This window comes from Aquimarina sp. AD1, from assembly GCF_003443695.1.
Taxonomy (GTDB): Bacteria; Bacteroidota; Bacteroidia; order Flavobacteriales; family Flavobacteriaceae; genus Aquimarina; species Aquimarina latercula.
On record NZ_CP031966.1, the window covers coordinates 819,249 to 831,585 of the forward strand.

General features: G+C 30.9%; 12 protein-coding genes. 8 read left to right on the forward strand and 4 right to left on the reverse strand.

Translation table 11 applies throughout. The features are described 5' to 3' along the window. Positions 1 to 158: 158 nt before the first annotated feature. Genes D1815_RS03760 through D1815_RS03775 form a run of 4 tightly spaced genes read left to right on the forward strand, consistent with a single transcriptional unit; the run spans position 159 to position 4,510 of the window. Complete coding sequence (locus D1815_RS03760; RefSeq protein WP_118385963.1) at positions 159 to 2,564, forward strand: TIM-barrel domain-containing protein; 2,406 nt, start codon at positions 159 to 161, stop codon at positions 2,562 to 2,564. Between the two features lie 50 nt (positions 2,565 to 2,614). Then, complete coding sequence (locus tag D1815_RS03765) at positions 2,615 to 3,151, forward strand: GNAT family N-acetyltransferase (RefSeq protein ID WP_118385964.1); 537 nt, start codon at positions 2,615 to 2,617, stop codon at positions 3,149 to 3,151. A gap of 24 nt (positions 3,152 to 3,175) precedes the next feature. Beyond that, positions 3,176 to 3,565, forward strand: coding sequence for a hypothetical protein (locus tag D1815_RS03770; protein ID WP_027391761.1), 390 nt, complete (start codon positions 3,176 to 3,178; stop codon positions 3,563 to 3,565). 18 nt (positions 3,566 to 3,583) lie between these two features. Then, positions 3,584 to 4,510 carry a GyrI-like domain-containing protein gene (locus tag D1815_RS03775; protein ID WP_118385965.1) on the forward strand — a complete coding sequence of 309 codons (927 nt, stop codon included), beginning with the start codon at positions 3,584 to 3,586 and terminating at the stop codon, positions 4,508 to 4,510. Between the two features lie 50 nt (positions 4,511 to 4,560). On the opposite strand, the gene D1815_RS03780 is transcribed toward D1815_RS03775, so the two are convergent. Then, the gene (locus D1815_RS03780) at positions 4,561 to 5,103 is read right to left on the reverse strand and encodes a hypothetical protein (protein ID WP_147404223.1); all 543 of its coding nucleotides are present in this window, start codon (positions 5,101 to 5,103) and stop codon (positions 4,561 to 4,563) included. 116 nt (positions 5,104 to 5,219) lie between these two features. On the opposite strand from D1815_RS03780, the gene D1815_RS03785 reads away from it, so the two are divergent. Together D1815_RS03785 and D1815_RS03790 are read left to right on the forward strand one after the other, a co-directional pair. Further along, positions 5,220 to 5,654, forward strand: coding sequence for an SRPBCC domain-containing protein (locus D1815_RS03785; protein ID WP_118385967.1), 435 nt, complete (start codon positions 5,220 to 5,222; stop codon positions 5,652 to 5,654). A 41-nt stretch (positions 5,655 to 5,695) separates the two neighbouring features. Then, positions 5,696 to 6,289 carry a YdeI family protein gene (locus tag D1815_RS03790; RefSeq protein WP_118385968.1) on the forward strand — a complete coding sequence of 198 codons (594 nt, stop codon included), beginning with the start codon at positions 5,696 to 5,698 and terminating at the stop codon, positions 6,287 to 6,289. A 10-nt stretch (positions 6,290 to 6,299) separates the two neighbouring features. Here D1815_RS03790 and D1815_RS03795 read toward each other — a convergent pair whose 3' ends face one another. From D1815_RS03795 to D1815_RS03805, 3 genes are all read right to left on the reverse strand, one after another. After that, positions 6,300 to 8,834, reverse strand: a complete 2,535-nt coding sequence (locus D1815_RS03795) for a PQQ-dependent sugar dehydrogenase (RefSeq protein WP_118385969.1) — start codon at positions 8,832 to 8,834, stop codon at positions 6,300 to 6,302. Between the two features lie 72 nt (positions 8,835 to 8,906). Then, entirely contained in the window at positions 8,907 to 9,566 is a 660-nt protein-coding gene (locus D1815_RS03800; RefSeq protein WP_118385970.1) for an alpha/beta hydrolase, read from the reverse strand. A 32-nt stretch (positions 9,567 to 9,598) separates the two neighbouring features. Continuing rightward, positions 9,599 to 10,405, reverse strand: coding sequence for a hypothetical protein (locus tag D1815_RS03805; RefSeq protein ID WP_118385971.1), 807 nt, complete (start codon positions 10,403 to 10,405; stop codon positions 9,599 to 9,601). Between the two features lie 611 nt (positions 10,406 to 11,016). Here D1815_RS03805 and D1815_RS03810 point away from each other — a divergent pair. Together D1815_RS03810 and D1815_RS03815 are read left to right on the forward strand one after the other, a co-directional pair. Beyond that, positions 11,017 to 11,370 carry a hypothetical protein gene (locus D1815_RS03810; RefSeq protein WP_027391753.1) on the forward strand — a complete coding sequence of 118 codons (354 nt, stop codon included), beginning with the start codon at positions 11,017 to 11,019 and terminating at the stop codon, positions 11,368 to 11,370. Positions 11,371 to 11,398: 28 nt separating this feature from the next. After that, positions 11,399 to 12,268 carry a type IV pili methyl-accepting chemotaxis transducer N-terminal domain-containing protein gene (locus tag D1815_RS03815; protein WP_118385972.1) on the forward strand — a complete coding sequence of 290 codons (870 nt, stop codon included), beginning with the start codon at positions 11,399 to 11,401 and terminating at the stop codon, positions 12,266 to 12,268. Positions 12,269 to 12,337 lie beyond the last annotated feature (69 nt).

Sequence of the window (12,337 nt, forward strand, 5' to 3'; positions counted from 1 at the left end):
ACGAAAACGTTATAGTGAAGTGTTGTGATTTTTATTGTGTTTTTTTGTTTTGAATGAAAATTCAATAATTCGGTATCGTCACCTTTCGTTGTAACCTTATTCTAAAGGTATTCTAGTATATTTGAATCTTATCAACATTAGAAAACATCCCTTATATAATGAAGTCAAGATTTTTTTTCTTTTTCCTTTCAGGAATAGTAACGTTTTTAGCGTTTTCTTGTAAACCTAATGCTAGTGATTTTATAACCAATATCGATAGCTATAAAAAAGATGGTTTTATTGAAGTTTCCAGAGATAATGGTAAATATCTAATAAAGCTATATTCTAATAAAATTATTGAAACTTCATTTATACCAACTGGAGAAGTTTTTGATCCCAAATCACACGCTGTTGTTTTGGAAAATGGAATTGTTGCTAACGTAGAGGAAACTGAAAAAAGTATTGTATACGGCAATTCTGATGGGATCAGTGTTCATATAACAAAAGAACCATTTCATATTTCTTACATATATAAAGGAAAAGAATTAATCTCAGAGAACAAGGGATATCTTAAAACAGATTCTACAGAAATATTGAATTTTAATTTAGATAAAGATGAAGTTATTTATGGTGCAGGAGCAAGAGTAGTAGGAATGAATAGAAGAGGTAATCGTTTACAATTATATAATAGAGCGCATTATGGTTATGAAACTCGTGCTGAGCTAATGAATTATGCCATGCCTTTAGTACTATCATCTAAAAAATATGCAGTTCATTTTGATAATGCTCCGATCGGTTTTCTTGATATTGATAGTAAAAAAGATAATACATTGAGTTACGAAACGATCAATGGAAGAAAGACATATCAGGTTATAGCTGGTGATGATTGGAAAGATTTAATGAATCAGTATACTGATCTAACAGGAAAACAACCATTACCTCCACGATGGGCTTTTGGTAATTTTGCAAGTCGTTTTGGATATCATTCAGAAAAGGAAACTAAGGAAACTATAGCGAAATTTAAAAGTGATTCTATTCCATTAGATGCAGTAATTCTAGATATTTATTGGTTCGGAAAAGACATCAAAGGGCATATGGGAAATCTAGAGTTTTTGAAAGATTCATTTCCTAACCCTAAACAAATGATCAATGATTTCAAAAACCAAGGTGTAAAAACCATTTTAATAACAGAACCTTTTGTTTTATCAACATCCAAAAAATGGGAAGAAGCTGTAACTGAAAAAGTTCTTGGTAAAGATTCATTAGGAAATCCTTTTAGATATGATTTCTATTTTGGAAACACTGGAATTATTGATATTTATGATCAAAAAGGTAAAGATTGGTTTTGGAATATTTATAAAACATATACTAAAGAATATGGAGTCTCAGGATGGTGGGGAGATCTTGGTGAACCTGAAGTTCATCCATCATCATTATTACATGCTACAGGATCTGCTGACGAGGTTCATAATATCTATGGACACGATTGGGCGAGATTAGTTCAAGAAGGGTACCAAAAAGATTTCCCTAATCAACGACCTTTTATTTTGATGCGTGCTGGATATTCTGGATCACAACGATTTGGGATGATTCCTTGGTCGGGAGATGTTAATAGAAGTTGGGGTGGTTTACAACCTCAAACCGAAATAGCCTTATCAATGGGGATTCAAGGATTGGGATATATGCATTCGGATCTAGGTGGTTTTGCTGGAGGAGAAAAATTTGACGCAGAACTATATACTCGGTGGTTACAGTATGGAGTTTTTCAGCCTATTTATAGACCACATGCTCAAGAACATATTGCACCAGAACCAGTTTTTCATGATAAAAAAACAAAAGATTTAGCGAAAAAGAGTATAGAAATGAGATATCAAATGCTTCCATATAATTATACGTTAGCTTTTGAAAATAATCAAACAGGAGTTCCGTTAATGCGACCTTTGTTTTTTGAAGATTCTGAGGCTAAAGAATTACAAACGGTTTCTAATACTTACTTGTGGGGAGACAGTTTCTTAGTTTCTCCAATAGTAAAATCTGGGGTAGCATCTAAGGATGTTTATTTTCCTAAGGGATCTAATTGGTATGATTTTTATACAGGTGAAAAATATGAAGGAGGTAGATATATTACTATAGAAACCGAAGAGGATCATATTCCTGTATTTGTAAAAGCAGGTGCATTTATTCCTATGGTAGAGACTATCCAGAATACAGAATTATATAATACTAAGGAGCTTACGTTACATTATTATCACGATGCTCAAACGAGTTCTAGTTTTGGGAAATTATATGATGATGATGGAAATACGCCAAATGCCTATGAAAAAGGTAAGTATGAGATTTTAAGTTTCAATAGTAAGAATGTAGATGATACACTTTCTATAAATTTAAAGTCTGAAACAGGCAATGATTATGCTAAAATCAGTCGTAAACTATCATTAATTATTCATAATATAAAAACTGCTCCAGCATCTGTTAAGGTAGGAGATAAGATAGTTGAAACTGATTGGAACGAGAAAGAAAACCTATTAACAGTTACGCTTGAATGGAACTCTAGTGTGATAGAACAATTGAGTATAACATTTTAGGTATATTTATATTCTCAATAGGGTATGCCTAAAATATTATAATCAATAAAATGAAGGTTTTAATAGAAACAGAAAGATTATTATTAAGAGAAATTACTCTTGATGACATAGAAGTACTATACAATCTGCATTCTAATCCTGCCGTACAAAAGTATACAGGAGAACCTGTAGTAAAATCTAGGGAAGAAATAAAAAAAGCCATAGAAACAAGAATTATTGATTATAAAAAATATGGATATGGTAGATGGGCTACTATTTTAAAAAAAGGAAATAAATTTGTAGGATGGTCAGGATTTGCATACTTGCCAGAATTTGATGAAATTGATTTAGGATATAGGTTCTTACCTGAATATTGGGGATTGGGTATAGCAACAGAGGCATCTCGTGCAATTTTAGAGTATGGCTTTGATTCCCTTAAACTAAAAAAGATAATTGCAATTGCATTTAAAGATAATAAAGCATCGATCAGAGTGATGGAAAAAGTTGGAATGGAGTTCGATAAATTTGCTCCTTATGAACCTAATAGTGAAGACGCAATCTGGTATTGGTGTAATAAAGAACTTATAACAAAAAGTAGGTCATATTAAAAGATAGTATTGTTTATCGAATGTATGGGAGAATATAAAAATTCTAAATGGTACATAAAAGCCAGTAATGAACTAACAAAAAAGTATGGTGATATTCCTCCGCCTTGGATATACGGACCTAATCTTCATCCGTATAGTATCGGTTGGAGAATGGGAGGAGGAGAAACTCACATAATGATTTTAAATGAATGGTTGGATCAAGAAGTTTTAAATTTTGACGATCGTATAACGTATTTAAGAAAATATCCAGCCCCAGCAAGATGGTATCAGTGGATTATACATTTTTTGTGGAATGTTGATACATATGAATTTGAAGAATCTGATTATATACCATATTTTGAAAAACTTGAAAAGTTAGGTTTTAAAAACACCACTGATTTTATTAAAGATTTTGATCGAGATGACTTGGATTAATTTTAAGAAAATATTTTAATGAAATTTAATTCAAAAGAACAATCAAATAAAGAATATATAAATAGAATTAATCTTGTTCTTATTTATATTGATGAGCATTTAGACGAAGATTTATCCTTAGAATCAGTTGCGAAGGTTGCACTGTATTCTCCATTTCATTTTCATAGAATTTTTAAGGCCGTAATAGGTGAGACACTGAATTCCTATGTAAATAGAAGACGTATTGAAAAAATCGCTTTAGAGCTTATGCATAAAAATGAAGTTAGTATTGCTGAGCTATCGCTTCAATATGGTTTTAGTAGTAATTCTTCATTCACTAGAGCTTTTAAAAGTTTTTATGGAGTAAGTCCGACCGATTTTAGAAAACAACTTCCTAGTAAGTTTAGCAAGATTAGTAAAGTAGAAAGCAAGATTGGACAAGAGGAATCGATTTTTGAAAAATACATTTGTAACATTAATAATCATTTAAATTGGATTAAAATGAATGCAAAAATCGAAGTAAAAGAAGTACCAGAATTACATTTTGCAAGTATTACTCATATTGGGATAGAAGGGATAGGAAATGTTTTTGAAAAGTTAATAAAATGGGGGAGATCTAAAGGAATTATGGAAACCCCTGATACTAAAATGGCAAGAATATTTCATGATAGTTTCAAGGTAACATCACCAGATAAAGTTAGAATGAGTGTTTGTATATTGATGAACGAACCTTTTGTTTCTGAAGGTGAAATCAGCCCAGTTATTATTAAAAAGGGGAGAAATATTGTTGGTCATTTTGAAATCACTCCCGAAGATTTTGAAAAAGCCTGGAGTAGTCTTTTTGTTTGGATGAACGAGCAAGGGTATAAGAAATCAGAGGTGACTCCATTTGAAATATATCATAGTGATTTCAGAAATCATCCAGAGAACAAATGTTTAGTTGATTTTTATATACCGATTCATTAAATTCTTTTAAAATTTCTATGAATGACGAGTTTATGGTAAATGATTTAGTTTTATTTTTTAAATAATAGAGATCTGTAATCGCTGGTTGCGAGATATTCTTTTCTAAGTTGTCTGAGAAATACAACAATCTCATCTCTTTTTACATAACTTTCTTTAAGACAATCCATAAACTCTTCATCATTAACGGTAAGTACTAGATACCATTTTCCACTACGACTTGTGTAAGAATTCTCTAAAACTGGTTCTAAATTATTGTTTTCTAATGCTGCATCGATTACCAAGGGTGCTAGGTTGATTGTTTTTGTGGTTCTCTCTACTTCGTTAAAAGAGAGGTAATATGTTATGTTATTTACTATGAAAGGAACATTCCATTGAACGTCTTTATTATCTAATTTAAATTTGTAATTAATATAGTCGTAAAATTCATTTTCATTTTTGGGATCTTCGAAAATAAAGGAATTTCTTTTGGGAAGCCCTTTCTTAAACTTTTTAGCAACCATTACTTTATCTTCTTTAATTGTAGGTGCTATTTTAGTGGGAAAACAAGCTGAGAATAAGAATAGGATAAAGACAAAATAAAGTAGTGTTCTCATTAATTGTTTTTTTTGATAGTTTATCAAATTCAATGCCATATTATTTTTTGTTAATACATATAACTTGTTTAATTTAGTAAAGCTAATAAATAATTGAAATTTAATTATTTAAGATAATGAAAGTTACCGATGAACACATAATTATTGAAGAATATTACAATGTTCCTGAAAATAAAGTCTGGAGAGCAATAACTGATGTAAAGGAAATGAGATCCTGGTTTTTTGATGCTATTAGATCATTTAAACCAGAAGTTGGTTTTAAAACTCAATTCTTAGTACAGGTCGAAGATAGAAATTATACACATTGTTGGGAAATAACCGAAGTAATACTCAATAAAAAAATCACATACACTTGGAGCTATGTAGAGTATCCGGGTGATGCATTTGTGACTTTTGAGTTGTATAAGGAAGATAATCGAACTAGACTTAAGTTATCCCTGGTAGTAACAGAAGATTTTCCATCTGATATTCCCGAATTTACAAGAGAGAGTTGTATAGCAGGTTGGAATTATTTTTTAGGACAAAGATTAAAAGAGTACTTGGCAGAGTAATATTTATTTTAGAGAGAAAATAGAACTATATTTTTTGTGTTTTGGAAAATAGTAAAACAGTAGATGCTTTTATTAACAGTAAGTTACACTGGAAAAAAAGCTTAGAATTATTAAGATCTATTATGATTTCTACAGAAATGGAGGAAACAATAAAGTGGGGTACACCAACATATATGATAGGTGGTAAGAATGTAATAGGTTTAACAGCATTTAAATCTTATGTGGGGATATGGTTTCATCAAGGAGTGTTTCTAAAAGATGATCAAGGTAAATTGATTAATGCACAAGAAGGAAAGACAAAAGGTTTGCGACAATGGAGATTTTCTTCTTATGAAGAAATAGAAAAAGACTTAGTGTTACAATACGTTCTTGAAGCGATACAAAATCAAAAAGATGGTAAAGAAATAACAATTAAAAAACCTTCAACCAATATTAATATACCAGAAGAGTTAAAAGTAATTTTAGAAGCTAATAAGGATCTAAAAAATAGTTTTGAGAAGTTGCCTCGGTTTAAACAAAAAGAATACGCAGAATATATTACTAATGCAAAACGAGATACTACCAAAGCTACGAGGTTAGAAAAAATAACACCTATGATCTTAAGAGGAGTTGGTCTTGGGGATAAATATCGTTAAAATTTGCTTTCTATTTTTTAATGATCTTTAAAGTCTTTTTGTCTTTTAATTTCAAAAAGTACATACCGGTAGCATACCCAGAAATATCGATAGTAGTACTTTTTCCTTTATTAATTATTTTGCCGATATTATTAGTAAGTATCCACTCGTTTTCTTTAGGTAATTGTACTATGCCACTAGTTGGATTAGGGTATAAAAAGGTGGTTGGTTCATTTGTTTCAGGAATAGTTAAAGTATTCTCGGATATCCATTGCGCAGTATTGCTAGCATTGATAGCTCCTGCAGCAGAGAAATTACCGCCAGCAAAAACAGTATTAATACCTTCATTATCGGATGCAAAACTCATGGTGTTTATTTTAATATCTACTCCAACATTAATATCAGTACCTAATGCTTCCCAACCATTTGTTTCATTCCATCTTGCGATATTATTAACAATAACACTATTATTAGTATCAATATTGGCAGTGTCAAAAGCACCAGCGACGTATAAATTATTTCCATCGTGAATTAATGTGTTTACTATATTATTCACTCCATTATTAACAGATGACCAAGTAGTATTGCTTTTATTCCATCTTGCTATTCTATTAACAGTTTGACCACCTGCTATAGAAAAATTACCTCCAATAAACACTTCTGTTGGAGTTATTGCGATTGCCTCTACAAAACCACTAGTTCCTGTACCTAATGCTCCCCAGTTAGTTCCATTCCAAGTAGCAATTCTATTCGCAGTAACGTTTCCAGCTTCGTCAAAATTTCCACCTACATATAGTATTCCGTCTGTGTCTAATGCCAATGATCTTACTTCATTATTTGTTCCTGCTATTCCACTAGTTACATCAGTTAATGCTGACCAAGTTGTGCCATTCCATACTGCAATATTTCTTACAGTATTGCCATTTATTGTTTCAAAAACACCTCCAGCATATACGTTGTTATTATCATCAATTTCAATAGACGCTATTGTTCCATCTATTCCTGATCCTAATGCGGACCAGTTGTTCCCATTCCAGACGGCTATATTTTGTGCAGAAACACCTCCTATTTCAGTAAAAGCTCCTCCAGCATATAAATTGCCATTAGAAGAAATTTTAAGTGTATTAATAGTTCCATTAGATCCAGTACCTAGCGATCTCCATCCAGATGATTCATTCCAAACGGCGATATTATTAGCGCTTATATTTCCTACTTCACTAAAAGTTCCAGCGTGATATACATCGCCATTAGTATCTGTTACGATAGCTTGAATGACTCCATTGGGAACTCCTTGATTTAATGATTGCCATTGTCCAATACCACTTATAGCAGTTCCCGGTGTTGTGGTCGTTCCATCCACTAGTTTATAGATTTGTGCACTACTTCCATAATCACTAAAATATAGTTCACCATTTTTATCTACTCCAAAAGAAGAAACAAACTCACCAGATGTATTAAATAATAATGTACTGTTAGCTGTTCCAGAAGAAGGATTGTAATCCAATACCCAAACTCTTCCACTTACATAATCTCCAAAAATATATTTAGAGTTAATATCAGGATTTAGACTCGTGATCTCTGAGCCTCGATACACATAGCCACCAGTTATGGAACGATCTCCTTGATTTCGGTTATAAAAATGAACCGGAAAAACAGTAGGTTCATTGATGGTTACATTACTATTAGCCACAGAATTGGCTTCAAATCGACTCCAACCATAGTTTTTTCCATTTTCAATTATATTTACCTCTTCAAAAGCACCCTGACCTACATCAGCACCCCATAATCTTCCAGTTTCATTATCAAATGAAAATTTCCAAGTGTTTCTAATTCCATAGGCATATATTTCATCTAATCCATTGGTGCCAACAAATGGATTATCACTTGGAATTTCATAATTACCATTTGGTAAATCTGGATTCGTTTCTACTGAATTATTTCCATCTAAGTCTACATCGATACGAAGAATACTACCAAAAACAGTATTTTTATTTTGTCCATTCCCTTCAGGATCATTTCCGCCTCCACCATCACCAATGGATATATAAAGATATTCATCTAGACCAAAAGCAATTTTACCTCCATTGTGATTGCTATTATTCTGATTTTTATCGAACTGAAAAATCACCAATTCACTATCTGGATCGACAAAGTTAGAATTTGAAGTACTTACCGTAAACCGAGAAAGTACCATTCTTACCGATATGCCTGACACTGGGCTATCCGTGGTGTAGTAGGTGTAAAAATATCCATTAGTCTCATAATCAGGATGAAAAGCCAATCCTAATAACCCAACTTCTTGACCGTCTCTAAAACGTACACGATCTGATATGTCTAAAAAGGTATCTACACTATTAGCTCCTACATTATTAACCCGCGGAAAAACTTTAATTCTTCCTCTTTGTTCAACAATATACATTCGATCTGTTCCATCATTGGGGGATTGTATTTCAACAGGAAATTCAAAATTTATATTTGGAAAAGCAGTTTCATACGTAATCTGCGCATTACCTAAAAAGGTAATAGTTAAGAATACGAAAACAAGTAGTGAGGATAGTGTTTTCATGTTTGGAGTTTGAGATAAGTGTCTTTATTCCAACGAAAAAAACTATCGCTTATTATGGTTTATATTACTTTTCTAAATATGATTAGTCAACCATTCTTTAAATTGATAAAAATTGCGAGGATCGACTCCGTGACCAACTGGAAATTCGTTTAGTGAAGTATGTATTCCTAACTCTTTTAATTTTACAGGAGCTTTTTTCGCCCAATCTATAGGAATTACTTGATCGACACTACCGTGTGAACAGTATATGTTAAGTTTTGAAAAATCATTGTTTTCATAACCTTCTTTAAGGATATCTTCATTTAAATAGCCACTTAATGCTATCACATTTTTTACTTTCTTAGGGTATGATAGTGCTACAGAATAGCTAAGAATTGTACCTTGACTAAAACCAAGTAGAGTTACATTGGTAGGATCTAAATTATAGGTTGCGACAGCTTCATCTATAAATGTTGCTATTTTATCTCGTGACTCAATAGCTTGTACATCATCACTAAACTTTCCTTGCGCGGCATCAAAATAGATGGCATACCAAGCATTACCATAGGGTTGCATTGGATAGGGAGCTCTAACAGAAATTATAAATACTTCTTCTTGTAATTCTGAAGCAAAAGAAAACAAATCATTTTCGTCACTTCCATATCCGTGAAACATAAATAAAACAGGTGCTTTATCTTTTTTAATAGTTGGTTCTTTAATGATATGATGTAATGATAAAGTTTTGACTTCCATTTTCTTTTAGCTAAGGTTCAATTTTATTGAAGTTATTTTAGTTGTAAATGTATATGATCATCGTGCCTTACTGCTTGACAACCATGAAATCGAATTTTAGGATGTTGCACCCCTAATCTATTTTTTAGATGAGGTTCTATAAAAACTTTCCCTACTTCTTTCTGATTTACAATTGTCAAAAGTAAATCTTTTGTTGCTTTTTTTGAAAACTTAAGTTGATTATTTGAAATTCCAAAAGTCAAGTATTTAGCAAAATCATATTGCCAGTATCCTTTTTTCTTGCATACTTTAATTTGATCATATTCTTTAGAATTTGGGCCTTCATAGATACCATACCCAAAAAGCGCAGGTTTTTTATTAGTGATCTGATCGCTACTGTTAGTATAAATAAAAGAGAGATCAATTTTTTTACCATCATTATGACTAAGGTGAGGAGGTAATGGAAATCCGTTAATAAAAGGGAAATTAGCATCTAGATATATGAGCTTAATTTTATTATTATTTTCACTTACAGTTTTAGCTATGTTTTGTAAGGCGATATTTAATTCTGGAGTTACATAATTTCTATTGCATAATTTGGTAAAAAAAGTACACGACGCTATAAGATCATTATCTCTAATTTTTTCTCTCCCAAATAAAGGAGCGAGATATGGTACAATTAAAAAAGTACTAAATATATATAAACCAATAAACCAGCTAATTTTTTTTAATCGATAACTTTTGATGTTTTTCGAGATCATAAATTCTGAAATAAAGAAAAGCAGTCCACCAATTTGTGTGAATATAGTTAAAGCACAGATTATTAAAATTTTTGAAATTGTTTTAGATAGTCTCTTCATAAACACTATAAGGTAATTTTGTTAGTTAGTTTTGGTAGGATTAAGCTTACAAATGCTTTTTTTCTAAATAATTGATAACGAGATTTTTGTGTTTCTTATTTTACAACAAGATATTTTTCTTGGATTAATTAGATTCATTTTAAGCGTTTAAATCAGTTTTTTTAACAAGATCGTGTTAAACATAAGTTAAAATTATGTTAAAAACATATCAAAATTACGGTTTACCCGTAAGCTTGATCTAGTTTTAGATAATATTAAAAATGATTTGTATGTAAAATAAACTTTATGAATGCTCTTAGGAACTATTTAGTAAATCAAATATTTAAAGTTATGACTGCCATAATAATTTTTAAATAAACAGTGTTTTTTGGCAAAAACCAATTTTATATTATCTAACGAATATTACAGGTTGTTATATAAATTTTCCAATAAACTTAAAATAAGCGCTACTAAACTTATTAAAAGTGCATTATATCGAAGATGTATGTATTTAATCGGATTTTGAAATAGTTTTGTTTCAGTTATTCAAAATAATTTACGGTTAAACCGTAAATTTCCAATAATGGAATATTAAGTAAAATATTAATCTTTAATACCAAATCCCAAACTTTATGAAAAAAATTACCTACTTACTATTACTATCTATATGTTTTAGTTTTACACAAACCGAGGATAGTTATCAAATGACTATCACAAAAATTTCTGATGCATATAATGCAAAAGATGCTAATTCCCTTTTTGGACTGTTTTCTTCAGATTTACAGTCTTCTTTTACATTGGACAAAGTAACGAGTTTTATTACTGATAATCAGGCTAAAAAAGGAACGATGGGAGAATCTTCTTTTTTAATGGATGACGATGGTAACAAACGTTATTTAATGGAATTCGAAAATTCTTCTACAATTCTAGTTTTAGGACTATCATCCGATAATAAAATCACCCATTTATCCTTAGAGGAATATTAAAATTAATCTCAATTATAAAAATTAAACAATGAAAAAAAATTTTACATTTAAGTCTATAATGTTACTATTCTTATTTGGAATAGTGGCGTCGAGCACAAATACAACAAGTGCACAACAAAACATAAAATACGGAATGTTAACCTTTAATAAAGCGGTTAATATTTCTGGAAAGCAAAGAATGCTAAGTCAAAAAATGGCTAAGTCCTACCTGTATTTAGTAGAAAACCCTAGTGATGCAAAAGCTAAGAGGGACCTTTTGACTAGTAAAATTATCTTCGAGAAACAGAATGGTATTATCAATCAGAATTCTAGTTACAAGGTAACTAAAGATAGAATTACAAAGGTAAATGGTATTTGGGTAGAGTTTAAAAAACTTATAGAGAGTACTCCAAATTATGATAATGCAAAAAAGATTATTGATTTAAATACAGATTTACTAAAAGCAACCAATGATGTGGTATCTGCTGTTATTGTGGAATCAAAAGGAGCTAATAAAAACGATCAAGATCTTTTAGAGGATGACGGTTCTGGTGAATCCGATTTAGAGCTTAAGCAAATTATTAATATGGCAGGAAGACAACGTATGCTTTCTCAAAGATTAGCATTGTATTATTTTGCAAATCAAACCACATTGAAGACAAAGAATTCTGAACAGATGTTGAATAATGTATTTAATGAAATTGATGGTGCTATAACTATGTTATTGATTTCTAATTTTAATAATGAGAAAATTGATGAAAAGTTAGGGCTTGCAATGACCAAGTGGGAGAGTGTTAAAAACAATAAAAAGAAGCTAATGAATCAAGGGTTTAAGCCTTCTGAAATGTATAAAATCAGTAATGACTTAACAAAAGCTTTTAACACAGTTACAGGTTTATATGAAAAAGTGAAAATATAAATTATAACTAACACCTGTTATTTAAATGGGGAAAAAAGCGTATTTTAAACAAGTTTTTAATACGTTTTT